Source organism: Geomonas limicola (assembly GCF_014193675.1).
Classification (GTDB): Bacteria; Desulfobacterota; Desulfuromonadia; order Geobacterales; family Geobacteraceae; genus Geomonas; species Geomonas limicola.
On record NZ_BLXZ01000002.1, the window covers coordinates 433821 to 449722 of the forward strand.

Annotated in this window: 12 protein-coding genes; 5 read left to right on the forward strand and 7 right to left on the reverse strand. The window is 60.2% G+C overall.

Annotated elements, in window-relative coordinates; all coding sequences use genetic code 11:
• Positions 1 to 15: 15 nt before the first annotated feature.
• From H7688_RS05680 to dnaA, 7 genes are all read right to left on the reverse strand, one after another.
• Positions 16 to 1023 carry an NAD(P)H-dependent glycerol-3-phosphate dehydrogenase gene (locus tag H7688_RS05680; protein WP_183360093.1) on the reverse strand — a complete coding sequence of 336 codons (1008 nt, stop codon included), beginning with the start codon at positions 1021 to 1023 and terminating at the stop codon, positions 16 to 18.
• 51 nt (positions 1024 to 1074) lie between these two features.
• Positions 1075 to 2589, reverse strand: a complete 1515-nt coding sequence (locus tag H7688_RS05685; RefSeq protein WP_183360094.1) for a HEAT repeat domain-containing protein — start codon at positions 2587 to 2589, stop codon at positions 1075 to 1077.
• A gap of 275 nt (positions 2590 to 2864) precedes the next feature.
• Entirely contained in the window at positions 2865 to 5396 is a 2532-nt protein-coding gene (gene gyrA / locus H7688_RS05690; RefSeq protein ID WP_183360095.1) for a DNA gyrase subunit A, read from the reverse strand.
• 73 nt (positions 5397 to 5469) lie between these two features.
• Positions 5470 to 7857, reverse strand: a complete 2388-nt coding sequence (gene gyrB / locus H7688_RS05695; protein ID WP_183360096.1) for a DNA topoisomerase (ATP-hydrolyzing) subunit B — start codon at positions 7855 to 7857, stop codon at positions 5470 to 5472.
• An 8-nt stretch (positions 7858 to 7865) separates the two neighbouring features.
• Complete coding sequence (gene recF / locus H7688_RS05700; RefSeq protein ID WP_183360097.1) at positions 7866 to 8960, reverse strand: DNA replication/repair protein RecF; 1095 nt, start codon at positions 8958 to 8960, stop codon at positions 7866 to 7868.
• A 239-nt stretch (positions 8961 to 9199) separates the two neighbouring features.
• The gene (dnaN, locus tag H7688_RS05705) at positions 9200 to 10318 is read right to left on the reverse strand and encodes a DNA polymerase III subunit beta (protein ID WP_183360098.1); all 1119 of its coding nucleotides are present in this window, start codon (positions 10316 to 10318) and stop codon (positions 9200 to 9202) included.
• 222 nt (positions 10319 to 10540) lie between these two features.
• Positions 10541 to 11884, reverse strand: a complete 1344-nt coding sequence (gene dnaA, locus H7688_RS05710) for a chromosomal replication initiator protein DnaA (protein WP_183360099.1) — start codon at positions 11882 to 11884, stop codon at positions 10541 to 10543.
• A gap of 273 nt (positions 11885 to 12157) precedes the next feature.
• On the opposite strand from dnaA, the gene rpmH reads away from it, so the two are divergent.
• Genes rpmH through mnmE form a run of 5 tightly spaced genes read left to right on the forward strand, consistent with a single transcriptional unit; the run spans position 12158 to position 15894 of the window.
• Positions 12158 to 12307: a 50S ribosomal protein L34 gene (gene rpmH / locus H7688_RS05715; RefSeq protein ID WP_183360100.1), complete on the forward strand. Its 150-nt coding sequence runs from the start codon at positions 12158 to 12160 to the stop codon at positions 12305 to 12307.
• Between the two features lie 8 nt (positions 12308 to 12315).
• On the forward strand, positions 12316 to 12669 hold the full coding sequence (gene rnpA, locus H7688_RS05720) for a ribonuclease P protein component (RefSeq protein WP_183360101.1): 354 nt from the start codon (positions 12316 to 12318) through the stop codon (positions 12667 to 12669).
• On the forward strand, positions 12659 to 12871 hold the full coding sequence (yidD, locus tag H7688_RS05725) for a membrane protein insertion efficiency factor YidD (RefSeq protein WP_183360102.1): 213 nt from the start codon (positions 12659 to 12661) through the stop codon (positions 12869 to 12871). The genes rnpA and yidD overlap by 11 nt, the downstream gene beginning before the upstream one ends.
• 17 nt (positions 12872 to 12888) lie before the next feature.
• Positions 12889 to 14508, forward strand: a complete 1620-nt coding sequence (yidC, locus tag H7688_RS05730; RefSeq protein WP_183360104.1) for a membrane protein insertase YidC — start codon at positions 12889 to 12891, stop codon at positions 14506 to 14508.
• Positions 14509 to 14526: 18 nt separating this feature from the next.
• Positions 14527 to 15894, forward strand: coding sequence for a tRNA uridine-5-carboxymethylaminomethyl(34) synthesis GTPase MnmE (gene mnmE / locus H7688_RS05735; protein ID WP_183360105.1), 1368 nt, complete (start codon positions 14527 to 14529; stop codon positions 15892 to 15894).
• Positions 15895 to 15902: the final 8 nt, after the last annotated feature.

Below are 15902 nucleotides of genomic sequence, written 5' to 3' on the forward strand. Positions count from 1 at the left end.
ACCTTTGACCTGCTTTTAGACCCCTTCGGCTTTCAGGTTCCGGGTCATCAGTTCCAGCACCGCCTGGCGGGCGGGCTTGTCCTGGTAGAGCATCTGGTACATCTGGTTGATGATGGGCATCTCCACCCCCATCTTCTGGGCCAGGTTATAGGCGGATTCGGTGGTCTTCACCCCTTCGGCGACCATGCGCATCTCGCCCAGGATCTCGGTGAGCTGGCGTCCCTGGCCGATCTGGATCCCGACGCTGCGGTTACGGGAGAGGTCGCCGGTGCAGGTGAGCACCAGGTCTCCCATGCCGGCGAGCCCCGCAAAGGTGCTGGCCTGCGCACCCATGGCGAGCCCCAGCCGGGTCATTTCGGCGAGCCCCCGGGTGATGAGGGCGGCGCGGGTGTTGTGGCCGAACCCAAGGCCGTCGGAGATCCCGGCCGCGATGGCGATCACGTTCTTGATGGCACCCCCAAGCTCCACACCGACCACGTCGTCGTTGCGGTAGACGCGGAAGAAGCTCGAGTTGAAGGCCTGCTGCACCCGGTGCGCCACCTCGAGAGAGGCCGCCGCGACGGTGACGGCGGTCGGCATCTCCTGGGCCACTTCGCGTGCGAAGCTCGGCCCCGAGAGGGCGGCAAAGCGGGCGAAGAGCTCGGGGGGGAGGATTTCGCGGTAGATCTCGGAGACCGTGCAGAGGGTATCGAGCTCGATCCCCTTGGAGGCGCTCACCAGGACGGCGTCGGGCGGCAGGTAGGGGAGGGAGCTCCCCATCACCCGGCGCACCAGCTGGGAGGGGACCACGCAGAGCACCATGGTGCAGCCGGTGTAGGCCTCCTCCAGGTCGTTGGTGAAGCGGAGGTTATCGGCGAGCCTGATCCCCGGCAGGTAGAGGTTGTTCTCGCGGTTTACCCGCATCTCCTGCACGAGCTCCGGTTCGTAGGCCCACAGCGTTACCGCGTGCCCTTTCTTGGCAAGAAGATCGGCCAGGGTGGTTCCCCAGCTCCCGGCACCTATGACGGCGATGATTTCTGACATGAATGCTCTCTTTTCCGACTGCGCTGGCGCAGGTGTCTGGTGTTGGTGTGGTCAGCCGCGTTCCGCGGCCATGAGGCTCCCGGAGTCGGCGCCGTCCAACGACTGGCCGGCGATCTCCATGCTCTCGAGGGCGAACCCGCGCAAAAAGGGGTGCAGGTGGTGCGGTAGCCGGTAATCCTCCAGGCTCTGGGCCAGGGCCACCACCTGGGAAACCAGGCTGTGCTCCCGTCCGCAACGGCGCATCAGGTCCGCACTTGCCAGGAGCCGCTCGCGGATCAGCTCGAGGTGAGGGGTGATGAGCTCGGTACAGAAGCGGGAGAGGATCTCGTCGTGATCCCCGCCCTGGCGGAGTTCCCCGGCATAGGAGCAGACCCGCTCCCCCTCGATGAACCAGCCGGCGAAGAAGGGATCGGCGAACAGTGTCAGGACGATCTCTTCCCCCTGGCGATAGCTCAGCCGCGGCTGGGGAGGGAAGGCGGGCCGGTAGGGGAGGGGGGTCAGGTCGACGCCGGCGAACATGCTGCGGCGCAGGTAGAAGTCGGCCGGGAGGTAGCAGAGATCGCCGCTGTGGTAGAGGGCGTCGCGCAACAGGTCGATGACGTGTTCCGGCGTGACCCGGTGCAGGTCGTCCTGGGCACCGAAGGCGTCAAGCTCGGCGTCGAACTGCTCTTCGGTGAGGCTGCCGCCCCCCCAGGCGGCCAAAAGGCCGCGCCGCTCGTGGACCTGCAGGTACAGGGCAGCCAGCCGCCCTTCGCCCACCCAACGCGCGATCATCAGCGAACGGTAGCCGTCTCCGTCGGGAGGCGTGGCGTAGCCGGCATGAAACGGGAGAAGGGGAGCGGGAGGCGGCTCGGCAATCCCCAGGAAACGGAGCCGGCGCAGCGAGCGCTCGGCAACCGGGAAGTTCTCCGGTTTTCCCTCCGTGAGGTAGAGGGAGAGCACCGCGGCCGCCATGGGGTCGCGCATCCCCCCCAGGGCCGCCAAGGCGGCGAGAACCATGGAGCGGTCCTCATGCCAGAGCATCGCCTCGAGCATGCGGGCCGCGCGCGGGTCCCCACCTTCGGCCAGCTCGCGTATCACCACCTGCTGGATCTCGGCGGGGCAGCCGAGAAACTCGTCGAGGAAGGTGACGATGCCGTCTTCACCCAGTTGCAGCGCTCCCTGGGTCACCCGTTGCAGGGGGCTCCCCCCGGAGGCGCCGAAGACCCTCTGGAACACCGGCGCCGTCAGGTCGACACCGTAGCCTTCCAGGATGATCTGCAGGGCGGCCTTGCCGTCGGCACCCAGATCGCGACGCTTCAGGGCGATCTGGATCAGCTGGTCCAGCCAGCTTTCCGTTTCGAAAAAGTCGAGGATATATGCGTATTTGGAGATGAGGTCGCCGGAGTTTTCGCGCCAGAGTTCGCGCACCAGGGGGCGCAGGGCGCGGCGGCCTGCCTTCTGGAACTTGCGGCCGATCTCCTCCATCTCGTGGATGGAGAGCCCCTCGTGGCGCACCCGCCCGATGAGGGCCAGGATGTCCCGGCGCTCCTGGAGCGAGGTATCTATCTCCGCACTTCGATGCATAGCAACCCTTTCACAGAAGGGATTCAAGTACCGCCGTCGGCGGCTGCTGCAGAGGGGGGTAGGGCAGGGTGGTTTACCTGCCCTGGCTTTCAGATTGCGTCCCCCTCCCTTGACGGGAGAGGGTAGGGGGGGCGAAGTCGGCTATGGCTTACCGTTGCCAAGCAGAGCTGTCACCTTCCCCCGCACCCCGACCCTCTCCCGGAAGGGGAGAGGGGGAGTGTGGTTAGCTTGCCGGAGAGGGGAGGGCGGGCTGGCGCCGTCCCCAAGAGCCGGAACTACTCGTCCGAACCCTCGTCGTCGCCGGTGTCGATGGCGTCTTCACCGAGCACGTCGATCTCGGCGACCAGGGAATCCTCGTCCTGATCGTCGTTTTCTTCCTTCTCGGCCAGGCGGGCCACGGCGACCACGCGCTCGTTCTCTTCCTTCACCATGAGGCGCACGCCCTGGGTGTTGCGGCCGATGATGGAGAAGCCGGCCACCGGGACCCTGAGGATCTTGCCCTGGTCGGTGATCAGCATCAGGTCGTTCTCGTCGGAGACGTGCTTGATGTCGACCACGCAGCCGTTACGCTCGGTGGTCTTTATGGTGATGACACCCTTGCCGCCGCGCGACTGGCAGCGGTACTCGCCGATCTCGGTCCTCTTGCCGTAGCCGTTCTCGGTCACGGTGAAGAGGGTGGAGTCGGACAGGTTGTCGTTCAGGATCGCCATGCCGATCACCAGGTCGTCGTCCTCGAGCGTCATGCCGCGCACGCCGCGCGAAACGCGACCCACGGTGCGGACGTCGTCTTCCTTGAAGCGGATCGACTTGCCGTTCTTGGTGGCCAAGAGGACGTCCTGGCGGCCGTCGGTGATGGCCACCGAGATGAGCTTGTCGCCGTCGTCCAGGTTCAGTGCGATGATGCCGCCCACCCTCGGGTGCGAGTACTCCATGATGTTGGTCTTTTTCACCACGCCGTTTCTGGTCGCCATCATGATGAACTTGTCCTCGACGAACTCCTTCACCGGGAGGATGGTGGTGATCTTCTCGCCGCTCGCCAGGTTCAGGAGGTTCACGATCGCCTTGCCGCGCGCAGCGCGGCCCGCCTCCGGAATCTCGTAGACCTTGAGCCAGTAGCACTTGCCGGCATCGGTGAAGAACATCAGGTAGTCCTTCGTGGAGGCGATGAACAGCTGTTCCACGAAATCCTCTTCCTTGGTCTTCATCCCGGTCTTCCCTTTGCCGCCGCGACGCTGGGCGCGGTACAGGGTGACGGCGTTACGCTTGATGTAGCCGGTGTGCGAGATGGTGACCACCATGTCTTCCTCGACGATGGTGTCCTCGAGCGAGATGTCGGCGGTCTGCATGACGATCTCGCTCCTGCGCTTGTCGCCGAAGCGGTCCTTCAGTTCGATGAGTTCGCCCACGATGATCTTCAGGATCTCGGCCTCGGAGGCGAGGATCTCCTTCAGGCGGGCGATGTACTTCATGATCTCGCGCAGTTCGTCGAGGATCTTCTCGCGCTCCAGACCGGTCAGGCGGTGCAGGCGCATGTCGAGGATGGCCTGGGCCTGGATCTCGGAGAGCCCGAAGCGCTCCATGAGCCCCAGTTTCGCCTCGGCCGGGGAGGCGCTCGCCTTGATGAGCGCGATCACCTCGTCCAGGTTGTCCAGGGCGATCTTCAGGCCTTCCAGGATGTGGGCCCTTTCCTCGGCCTTTCTCAGGTCGAAGATGGTCCTCTTGGTGATGATCTCTTTTCGGTGCTCGAGGAAGAGGTCGATGGTCTCCCTCAAGGTCAGGATGCGCGGCCGGTTGTTCACGATGGCCAGCATGATGATGCCGAAGGAGGACTGCATCTGGGTCTGCTTGTAGAGGTGGTTCAGGATGACGCCGGGGTTCTCGTCCTTTTTCAGCTCGATGACGACGCGCATCCCCTCGCGGTCCGACTCGTCCCTCAGGTCAGAGATCCCCTCGATCTTCTTCTCTTTGACGAGCTCGGCGATCTTCTCGACCAGCCTCGCCTTGTTGACCTGGTAGGGGATCTCGGTAACGACGATCGCCTGGCGCTCGGTCTTCTTGTGGGTCTCGATCTGCACCTTGGCGCGCATCTGCACGATGCCGCGGCCGGTCTTGTAGGCGCTCATGATCCCTTCGCGGCCGTAGATGTAGCCGCCGGTCGGGAAGTCCGGGCCCGGGATCAGCTCCACCAGCTCCTCGAAGGTGAGCTGCGGGTTCTCGACGATGGCGATGATGCCGTCGATCACCTCGGTGAGGTTGTGCGGCGGGATGTTGGTCGCCATGCCGACCGCGATACCTGCCGAGCCGTTCACCAGGAGGTTCGGGAACTTGGACGGGAGCACCAGCGGCTCTTTCAAGGAGTCGTCGTAGTTCGGTCCGAACGGGACGGTTTCCTTGTCGATGTCCGCCAAGAGCTCGTGGGCCAGGCGTTCCATCCTGATCTCGGTGTAACGCATGGCCGCCGGGGAGTCGCCGTCGATGGAGCCGAAGTTGCCCTGGCCGTCGACCAGCGGGTAGCGCAGCGAGAAGTCCTGGGCCATACGCACCAGGGTGTCGTAGACCGCGGTATCGCCGTGCGGGTGGTACTTACCGATGACGTCGCCGACCACGCGGGCCGATTTCTTGTACGGCTTGTTCCAGTCGTTGGACATGTCGTACATGGCGAACAGGCAGCGCCGGTGCACCGGTTTGAGGCCGTCGCGCACATCCGGGAGTGCGCGCCCCACGATGACCGACATCGCGTAGTCCATGTAGGACCGCTTCATCTCGTCTTCGATGTTGACCGAAACCTTGTTGAGCTGGTTTAGCATGTAAAACCCTCTTCGTCTTTATCGATCCCACGCGCAAGCGTGGGTCGCGAAATTTTTTCAGCAGCAGCCTTGGCTAGACGTCCAGATTCGTGACGTTCAGTGCGTTCTGCTCGATGAAGTTCCTGCGCGGCTCTACCTGGTCGCCCATGAGCACCGTGAAGATCTCCTCGGCGGCGACCGCGTCCTCGATCTTCACCTGCAGAAGCACCCGGTTATCCTGGTGCATGGTGGTCTCCCAGAGCTGCTCCGGGTTCATCTCCCCCAGACCTTTGTAGCGCTGGATGTAGAGGCCCTTCTTCGCGGTCTCCATGAAGAAGGAGAGCACCTCTTCCTGACGGTCGGTCTCCAAAAGGAGCTTGTCTTCGCTCTGCACCGAGGCCATACCGTCGCCGAATACCGAGCGGACCCGCTTGTAGCTCTCGAAGAGCATCCCGTAGTCGTAGGAACCGAGGATGCCGCAGATGCCGTGGTCCACGCGGACCCGGATGTTGCCGAAGCTGAACAGGATGCTCCCTTCCTGGACGTCGTAGTCGATATCCGGGAAGGTGGTCTTGAGCTTGGGAAGCTGCACCACCAGGTCCGAGAGCTCCTCGAAACCGTTCTTGATCCCGCACTTAAGCAGCATGCCGAGGAGCTGCTCGTGGATCCCCTTTTTCACCACCTTGTCGTAGAGCTCGTTGTGGTCGATGAGCTGGTTCAGGATCGGGATGATCTGCTTGCCGCGGTAGGAGCGCTCGTCGGAACCGGAGCCGAGTTTCAGGAGCATGTCCTCGGTACCTTCCTCGAGGAGGTAGGCCTGCAGGGCGGCTTCGTTTTTCAGGTACTGCTCCTTCTTGCCGCGCTTGATCTTGTACAACGGCGGCTGGGCGATGTACAGGTAGCCGCGCTCGATCAGTTCCATCATCTGGCGGAAGAAGAAGGTCAAAAGCAGGGTGAGGATGTGCGAGCCGTCGACGTCGGCGTCGGTCATCACGATGATGCGGTGGTAGCGCAGCTTCGCGATGTCGAAGTCATCCTTGCCGATCGAGGTGCCCAGAGCCGCGATGAGGGTGCGGATCTCCTGGGAGGCCAGCATCTTGTCGAAGCGCGCCTTCTCGACGTTGAGGATCTTACCCTTCAGGGGGAGGATCGCCTGGTACTTGCGGTCGCGCCCCTGCTTGGCGGAACCGCCTGCGGAGTCACCCTCGACCAGGAACAGTTCGCAGAGCGCCGGGTCCTTCTCCTGGCAGTCGGCGAGCTTGCCGGGGAGGGTACCCACCTCGAGCGCTCCCTTGCGGCGGGTCAGGTCGCGGGCCCTGCGGGCGGCCTCGCGGGCGCGGGCCGCGTCGATGGACTTCTCGAGGATCCGCTTGGCCATGCCCGGGTTTTCTTCCAGGTAGGTGGCCAGCTTCTCGTTCATCAGGGTCTCGACGTACCCCTTCACCTCCGAGTTACCCAGCTTGGTCTTGGTCTGCCCCTCGAACTGCGGCTGGGAGATCTTGACCGAGATGACCGCGGTGAGCCCTTCCCTCAGGTCGTCGCCCGATATCGCGACCTTCACGTTCTTCAACAGGTTGTTGTTGTTCGCGTAGTTGTTCATGGTGCGGGTGAGCGCAGCCTTGAAGCCGACCAGGTGGGTACCGCCTTCGTGGGTGTTGATGTTGTTGGCGAAGGAGAAGATCTTCTCGTCGTAGGAGTCGTTGTACTGCATGGCCACTTCGATGTCGCAGCCGCTCTTCTCGCCGCGGAAGTAGATGGGCTCCGGGTTTACCGCGTTGCGGTTGCGGTTCAGGTACTCGACGAAGGAACGAATCCCCCCCTCGTAGAAGAAGTCGTGCTCCTTCTCGGAGCGCTCGTCGTGGATCTTGATGCGCACGCCGGCGTTCAGGAAGGCGAGCTCGCGCAGACGCTGCGAGAGGACGTCGAAGGAGAACTCGGTGGTCTCGAAGATCTCGCCGTCGGGGAGGAAGGTGATCTTGGTGCCGCGGCTCTTGGTCTCGCCCACCACCTCGAGCGGTGCCGCCGGAACGCCCCGATCGTAGTGCTGCTTGTGGATCTTGCCGTCGCGACGGATCTCCAGGTCGAGCGTGACCGAAAGGGCGTTCACGACCGAGGAACCCACGCCGTGCAGACCGCCGGAGACCTTGTAGGCCGCGTTGTCGAACTTGCCGCCGGCATGGAGGACGGTAAGAACGACCTCCGCCGCCGATCTCCCTTCGCCGGGCATGATGTCAGTCGGGATGCCGCGGCCGTTGTCCTTTACGGTAACCGACCCGTCGAGGTGGATGGTGACTTCCACCAGGTCGCAGTGGCCGGCCAGCGCTTCGTCAATGGCGTTGTCCACCAGCTCGTAGACCAGGTGGTGCAGGCCTGCGGAGGCGGTGGAACCGATGTACATGGCGGGGCGCTTGCGCACCGCCTCAAGACCCTCGAGGATCTTGATCTTGTCTGCACCGTAATCGCTGCTTTCTTCTACGCTCATCTCTACCCCTAGTTGGTAATCTTTCCTGCACTGATTCTGAAGGCTGAGACCTGGTCGGTCGCACCCAGCGCCACGTTGTCCAGGGCAGTCGTGGTAATGAACACCTGCATCTGGCGTTTCTTCAAAAATTCCATGAGGTTCTCGTTGCGCTCCCGGTCGAGCTCGCTGGTCATGTCGTCCAGCAAAAGTACCGGCGGCGCCTCGAAGCACCTGGCGATGTACTCGATTTCGGCCATCTTGAGGGCCAACACGTAGCTTCTCTGCTGTCCCTGCGAGGCGAAGTGCCGGGCAGCGCGGCCGTTCAGGCCGAAGTGGAGATCGTCACGGTGCGGGCCGACCACCGTGGTGCAGCGCCGCCGCTCCTCGGCCTCGTGCGCCTTGAGGGCGTCCAGCAGGGCCTGACGGGGATCCTTCTCCCAGTTCTTCTGGTCCACCGCGTGCTGACGGTACTCGATCTGCACCGTTTCGTCGTTGCCCGAGATCTCCGAGTAGAAACGCTGCAGCAGCTTCTCGATCTCCCCGATCCAGGCGGAGCGCCGCTCCACTACCTGAACCGCCGCCTGGGCAAGTTGTTCGGTCCAGGTGTCGAGGCCGAAGGCCTCGCCGCTTTTCAGGAGCGCGTTGCGCTGTTTCAAAATCTTCACGTACGCGTGATACGCGGTCAGGTACCCGATATCGCAGGTAAAAACGGCACGGTCCAGGTAGCGTCGCCTGAGCTCCGGGCCCCCGCGTACCATGGCGATCTCCTCCGGGGTGAAGAGCACCACGTTCAGGTTTCCGAAGAAGTCGTCCACCCGGGTGGCCAGCTTGTCGTCTATCTTGGCCTTTTTCCCCTGTTTCTCGAGAAGCAGCGAGATCTCGCGCCGTACCCGGTCGCGCTCTACCGCACCTTTCACCAGGGCGAACTCGGAGCCGAAGGTGATCAGCTCGGAGTTCTTCGCCTGCTTGAAGGACTTCATCGTCGCCAGGAGGTAGATCGATTCCAGGAGGTTGGTTTTGCCCTGGCCGTTGTTGCCATAGAAAACGTTGAACTTGTCGCCGGGCGTCAGTTCGAGGTTCTTCAGGTTACGGAAGGACGCGAGTTTTAGCTTTATCAGTCTCATGAGGCAAACGGGCCAACGAAAAAGCCTCTCATAAGGAGCGGTTGTTTTTCAAGCCCTGTTTTGCTGCCCTCCCGTATACAGATCCCAAAAATCGCCTGGAAAGGGTGACGGTCCAGCGAGGTAACGCCTTGGCTACCCGGATTTTTTCCACCCTTTTTATGCAGCTTTAGCCGCGTCGTTTTTTGCGTCGCGGCTAAAAGTTTTTTGCAGCACCCAAGCTTTGGCTCCCCGGCCGGAGTCTACAGGCGCATCGGCATGATGACCGCCATGAAGTCGTTGTCCGCAAGCGGCTTCATGATAACCGGCGAGAGCTCGTCCTTGAACTTGAGCTCCACCTCCCGGTCCGCCATCACCGAGAGCACGTCGATCAGGTACTTGGCATTGAAGCGGGTGGAGATGTTGTTCCCCTCGTACTGCACCTCGATCTCCTCGCGCGCCTCGCCCAGTTCCGGGTTCGAGGAGGAGATCACGATGATCTCCGGGTTCACGTCGATCTTGATCCCCTTGAACTTCTCGGACGAGAGGATGGCCATCCTTTTCAGCGAGTGCAGGAACTTGTCGCGGCTTATCTGCACGTTGCGCTCGTTGTTCACCGGGATGACCTTGGTGTAGTCCGGAAATTCGCCGTCGATGAGGCGCATCACCACCACGCTGTTCCCTTTTTTGATCACCGCGGAGTTGTCCATGAAGCCGAGCATGATCTCGGCAGACTCCTCCTCGGCCATCTTTTTCAGTTCGAAGATCCCTTTCTTGGGGAAGATGACCCCTTTGGAGAGTTCGGCGGAGATGCTCCCCTCGATCACTTCCTGGGCGACCGAGAGCCGGTGACCATCGGTTGCCACCATGCGCAGCACGTTGGTGTCGTTCTCTTCGAAGGCTTTGATGAACACGCCGTTCAGGTTGTACTTGGTCTCGTCGTAACAGATGGCGTACGAGGTCTTCTCGATCATGTTGGCGAGGATCTCGTTTTTGAAGACGATGAAGCTCTCATCCTTGACCTTCGGGAAGTAGGGGAACTCCTCCGAGGAAAGGCCGACGATGTTGAAGCGCGCCTTGCCGCAGACGATCTCGACCCAGTCGTTCTCCTTGGTGGCGACGTGGATCTCCTCGTCCGGCATCTCCTTGACGATCTCGTAGAGCTTCTTGGCGGACACCGTGATCTTCCCTTCCTTGATCACCTTGGTGGGATAGGAACTCTTCATGCCGACCTCGAGGTCCGTCGCGGTGACGTAGAGAAGGTCGTTGTGCACTTCCAGCAGAGCATTGGAGAGGATGGGCATGGTGTTTCGTTTTTCCACGATCCCCTGGATTCTCTGGAGGGCCTTCAAAAATATCTCTTTGCTAATTTTGAATTCCATGGTCTCTCCCTGGAGGTTTTCTTCTTTTACTTATATTTTTTTATCTCTTCAGTAGTAGTAGATAGTTGCCTGTTGATAAGTTGATAAGAGGTCTTAGCCCCCGTTTTCCTGCAGCTTTTGGTCAGGAGAACCATGCGCACCTTGGGGGGTGCTTTGGTGGAGTTGTACACAGGCACACGCTCAATCCCCATTTCGGGGCAAGTTATGCACAGGTTTCCACGGCTACATGAACAACTTTTTCTTGATGTCTTCCACAGTCGCCTTCAGGTCCGGATCGCTGGCGAGCTGCTTCTCGATCTTGCGCACGGAATGGATGATCGTGGAGTGATCTTTCCCTCCGAACTTCTCGCCGATCTCGGGGAACGAGGACTTGGTGAGCTCGCGGCAGATGTAAATGGCGATCTGGCGCGGCACCACCAGGGTCTTGATCCGCTTGTCCGATTTAAGTTCCGACACCTTGATGCGGAAGTGCTCGGCCACCTGCTTCTGGATCATCTCGACCGAAATCTCCTTGGTCTTCTCGACGATGATGTCCTTCATCACCTCGCGGGCCATGGAGAGGGTGATCTCGTTGCCGGTCAGGCTCGCGAACGCTTCCAGGCGGATCAGCATCCCTTCCAGTTCGCGGATGTTCGAGGTAGCCCCTTCGGCGAGGAAGAGGGCGACGTCGTCCGGGAGGTTCACCTGGTGCTGGTCGGACTTCTTCTTGAGGATGGCGACCTTGGTCTCCACGTTGGGCGGCTGGATGTCTGCGATGAGACCCCACTCGAAGCGCGATCTCAGGCGCTCCTCGAGCCCCGGGATGTCCTTGGGGAACTTGTCCGAGGTGACCACGATCTGCTTGTGGGACTCGTAGAGGGCGTTGAAGGTGTGGAAAAACTCTTCCTGGGTCGCTTCTTTTCCGGCCATGAACTGGATGTCGTCGATGAGCAGGAGGTCCATCTTGCGGAACTTGTTGCGGAACTCGTCCATCTTCTTGTAGCGCAGCGAGTTGATCATCTCGTTCATGAACTTCTCTGACGAGTAGTAGCAGATCTTCGCCTTGGGGTTTTTGGCCAGGATCTGGTTTCCGATGGCGTTCACCAGGTGGGTCTTGCCCAGACCCACGCCGCCGTAGATGAAGAGCGGGTTGTAGTTGGTGGCCGGCTTGTTGGCGACCGCCTGGCTTGCCGCGTAGGCGAACTGGTTGCTCGCGCCGCAGACAAAAGACTCGAAGGTGTACTTGGGATTGAGGTTCGGGATGAACTCGGACTTCTTGTCCTTTTCCTTCTCTTTCTTCTCTTCCTTGGCCGGCTTCATTTCCGGCTCGGCAGCCGGCTCCGGTTTGGGCTCGACGATCTGGAACTCGATCTGGTAGGTTTTCGGGCTGACCGCAGAGATCGCCTCCCTGATCATGCCGAGGTACTTCTCGATGACGTACTTTTGGAAGAAAGAGCTGGGAACTTCGAGGATTATCGCTTCATCGGTGTTGCCGAGGAACTTGAGGGGTTCGATCCAGGTGCTGAAGGTTTGTCCCGTGAGTACTTTTTTCAGATTTGCCTGGGCTTCCAGCCAAATATTTTCCATGGAGAGAGGCCTTTTTGAGGGACGATTTTTGCACAGCTTTATCAACAAGTCATCGTGCTGATTTAGGCCGGAAAATTCAAGGGGTTACAAGGTTATGAACAAAATAAGTTGACACTAATTTTTTCGCAGCAGAAGACTAACAGAGCTACCCCTTTTTTGCAAGGCAAAAGTTGGCCGCGGAAAAACCTCTTGACACCCAAATTTCTTTATGTTTAAGTTCCATGCTTCCCTTTATATCTAAAGTCGCTAAAACCGCGCAAGGAGCAGATAAAGATGAAAAGAACCTTTCAGCCCAGCAACACCTCCCGTAAAAGAACCCACGGCTTTCTCGTCCGTATGTCCACCAAGAACGGCCGTCTCGTCATCAAGCGCAGAAGGGCTAAAGGCCGCAAGCGGTTGGCTGTCGGCATCGCAACCAAGTAGCACATAGTTTGTCCGGCTCAGCTTTTCCCAAGGCTGAAAGACTGCGCAGGCGCCCGGAGTTTACCCAGTTCAACTCGGGCGCCCACAAACTGCACACCCCGCATTTCCTCTTGCTGTTGAGGGACACTGCTCCGGCCGGTCCCCGCATCGGTTTCACGGTAAGCAAGAAGGTGGGCAACGCCGTGGTCAGAAACAGCATCAAGCGAAGGCTGCGCGAGTATTACCGGCAGAACAAGCAGCTCTTCCCACTGGCAGATATTAATATCGTCGCCAAAAAAGGGGCGGAAGTACTTGACTTTCACCACCTCTCATCCGAGCTCGCAGCCGCCTTCGGGCGGCTGCGCAACAGATATGCTAAATAGATTCCTGCGGGGCCTGGTTGTCTGTTATCAACGGTTCATCTCTCCGTTAAAGGCTCCCTCCTGCCGGTTTTACCCCACCTGTTCCCATTATTCCTTACAAGCTTTGGAAAAGTACGGCCCTGTCAAAGGTGTCTGGCTGACGGTTGCGCGCATCGCGCGTTGTCATCCCTGGCATCCGGGCGGATACGATCCGGTTAAATAGCGTCTTTCGGAGATACCATGGAAAAAAGAACCATCATAGCTATCGTGCTTTCTATTGGGGTGCTCTACGCCTACTCCTACCTGTTTCCCCCGGCAAAGCCGGCGCTGGCCCCCGGTACCTCCGCTAAACAGGCGCAGCTGAGCTCGGCAAAATCCGTTACCCCGGTCGTCAGCGCTCCGGCAGTCGCCACTGCAACGCCGGTTGCAACACCGGCCCCGGTGGCCGGGCAGCCTGCAGCTGCTCCGCGCGACATCACCGTCGATACCGACCTGTACAGCGCCGTGTTCTCCACCCAGGGTGCCGGCCTCAAGAAGCTGGTGCTGAAAAAGTACAAGGAGACCGCCGGTCCGCAGGGGAAGGACATCGTGCTCATCGACGAGAGCAATCCTACCCGCTTTGCGCTGCTCACCGACTCCCGCGAGCTTGGGATTGCTTCCAACGCCGTGTACCAGGTAACCGGTGAAAACCTGAAACTGACTGACGGGAACAAGGGAAGCGTCGAGTTCAGTACCGTAACTCCGCAGGGTGTTGAGCTGAAGAAGCGTTTCAGCTTCTCCGGTAACGCCTACCATATCGGACTTACCGAAGAGGTGAGGAACGTTGGCGCAGGCCGTGTTGACGGCAAGCTGCACATCCTTGAAAACGATCGGGTGGTTCCGCACAAGAGCGAGGGGCGCTACGAAGTCTACGGGCCGACGACCCTTACCGAAGGGAAAGTCGTCTCCGAAAAGCTTGATAACCTGCTGAAGGCTCCGGTTCAGCATGCCACCAATGTGACCTGGTCTGCCTTCGCCGACAAGTATTTCATGGGTGCCATCATTGCCGACAAGGGGAGTATCGCCACGGTGTCCCTGTCCCGTCCCGCAACCGACGTGGTGGTCCGCGACATCACCGCCCCTGCCGTCTCCCTGCAGCCCGGCCAGAGCGCCGCACTCAACTACTCGGTCTACTATGGACCGAAGGATCTCGATATCCTGAAAGCCCAGGGGAACCGGCTCGAGGACGTCATCGACTACGGCTGGTTCGGTCCGGTTGCCAAGCCGCTGGTCTACTCCCTCAAGTACCTTTACAGGTACACCGGCAACTACGGCATCGCCATTATCATCATCACCTTCATCCTGAAACTCATCTTCTTCCCGCTCACTCACAAGAGCTACAAGTCGATGAAAGAGATGCAGAAACTGCAGCCTAAGATGACGGAGTTGAAGGAGAAGTTTAAGAACGACCGCGATGCCCTCAACAAGGCGGTGATGGAGCTCTACAAGACCCACAAGGTTAACCCGATGGGCGGCTGCCTGCCGATGGTGGTGCAGATCCCGGTCTTCTTCGGTCTCTACCGCGCCCTCATGTACTCCATCGAGCTGCGTCATGCACCGTTCATGCTCTGGATCACCGACCTCTCTGCCAAGGATCCGTACTACGTGACCCCGATCATCATGGGCGCCACCATGTTCATCCAGCAGAAGATGACCCCGAGCAACATGGACCCGGTCCAGGCCAAGATGATGCTGATGCTCCCCATCGTCTTCACCTTCATGTTCCTGAACTTCCCGTCCGGCCTGGTTGTCTACTGGTTGGTGAACAACGTGCTCACCATCGCCCAGCAGATGTACATCAACAAGACGGTCCAGGATTAAGCACCGACAGGAATTACCATGTACGTTCGCGATACCATAGCGGCAATAAGCACTCCGGTAGGAGAGGGGGGGATCGGGATCATCAGGGTCAGCGGCCCCGCCTCCCAGCAGATTGCCCAGAACATCTTCAGAGCAAAAGGGAACGGTGGCCTAAAAAGCCACCGTTTTTCTTATGGCACGGTTGTCCATCCTGCGACAGGTGACGTCCTTGACGAGACCATGCTGGTCTACATGAAGGCGCCCAACTCCTATACCCGGGAGGATGTGGTCGAGATCCAGTGCCACGGCGGCACACTGGTGGTTTCCCGGATTCTTTCCCTGGTCATCGAGGCCGGTGCCCGGTTGGCCCAGCCGGGCGAGTTCACCAAGCGTGCCTTCCTGAACGGCAGGATCGACCTGGTCCAGGCAGAAGCCATCATGGACGTGATCTCCAGCCGTACCGAGGCCTCGCTCTCCCTGGCCCAGCATCAGCGCGAGGGACTCTTGTCCCAGCGGATCTCCGCCATCCGGGAGGCGATGCTCTACGCCCTGGCCTATGTCGAGGCACTCATCGACTTCCCCGAAGAGGATATCGACGTTGCTGTTGAGCGCGATGTGCAGGGGAGGGTGGCGCCAGCTCTCGCCGAGCTTCAGGGGTTGATCGACGGATTCGAGGAAGGGAAGGTGCTGCGCGATGGCGTCTCCGTCGTCCTTGCCGGTCGCCCCAACGTCGGGAAGTCGAGCCTGCTCAACACCCTTCTCAAAGAGAAGCGGGCCATCGTCACCGCGGTTCCCGGCACCACCCGTGATGTCATTGAGGAAGTGGTCAACCTCAACGGGCTGCCGGTGAAACTCCTCGATACTGCCGGGATCCGCCATTCGGAGGATCAGGTGGAACAGGAAGGGGTGCGTCTCTCTCTGGAGCGGATTCCCAGGGCCGATCTGGTTCTCTTTGTGGTTGATTCTTCTGCTCCCTTCACCGATGATGATCGGGTCATCCTTGATGCCATCGGCAGCAAGAGCTGCATCGTGGTGCGCAACAAGTCGGACCTTACCTCGCACTGCGAGCTCCCCGAAGGTGTTACGTCTCCCGTTGTTGCCATTTCGACCCTGACTGGTGAGGGCGTTCCCGAACTTCGTGCAGCCATTCACCGTACCTTTGTTCATGGTAAGGCCGTCGACAGCCGCGAGTATGTTGCCGTCTCCCATGCCCGACATCGCGATGCCCTGATCAAAGCCCAGCGCTCGCTGCAACGCTTCGTCGAAAACCTGGCGGCTGGTGTGAACATGGAACTGCTTCCCATCGATCTGAGGGACGCGCTCGATGCAGTAGGTGAGGTCACCGGTGCGACCACCGCTGACGATGTCCTCGACAGGATCTTTTCCAGCTTCTGTATTGGGAAGTGATTTTGTTT

Bases quoted from the DNA above. Each gene is read 5' to 3' on its own strand.
- yidC (WP_183360104.1), top strand. From the start codon at position 12,889: ATGGAAAAAAGAACCATCATAGCTATCGTGCTTTCTATTGGGGTGCTC.
- rpmH (WP_183360100.1), top strand. From the start codon at position 12,158: ATGAAAAGAACCTTTCAGCCCAGCAACACCTCCCGTAAAAGAACCCAC.
- recF (WP_183360097.1), bottom strand. From the start codon at position 8,960: ATGAGACTGATAAAGCTAAAACTCGCGTCCTTCCGTAACCTGAAGAAC.
- gyrB (WP_183360096.1), bottom strand. From the start codon at position 7,857: ATGAGCGTAGAAGAAAGCAGCGATTACGGTGCAGACAAGATCAAGATC.
- yidD (WP_183360102.1), top strand. From the start codon at position 12,659: ATGCTAAATAGATTCCTGCGGGGCCTGGTTGTCTGTTATCAACGGTTC.
- dnaA (WP_183360099.1), bottom strand. From the start codon at position 11,884: ATGGAAAATATTTGGCTGGAAGCCCAGGCAAATCTGAAAAAAGTACTC.
- dnaN (WP_183360098.1), bottom strand. From the start codon at position 10,318: ATGGAATTCAAAATTAGCAAAGAGATATTTTTGAAGGCCCTCCAGAGA.
- H7688_RS05680 (WP_183360093.1), bottom strand. From the start codon at position 1,023: ATGTCAGAAATCATCGCCGTCATAGGTGCCGGGAGCTGGGGAACCACC.
- H7688_RS05685 (WP_183360094.1), bottom strand. From the start codon at position 2,589: ATGCATCGAAGTGCGGAGATAGATACCTCGCTCCAGGAGCGCCGGGAC.
- mnmE (WP_183360105.1), top strand. From the start codon at position 14,527: ATGTACGTTCGCGATACCATAGCGGCAATAAGCACTCCGGTAGGAGAG.
- gyrA (WP_183360095.1), bottom strand. From the start codon at position 5,396: ATGCTAAACCAGCTCAACAAGGTTTCGGTCAACATCGAAGACGAGATG.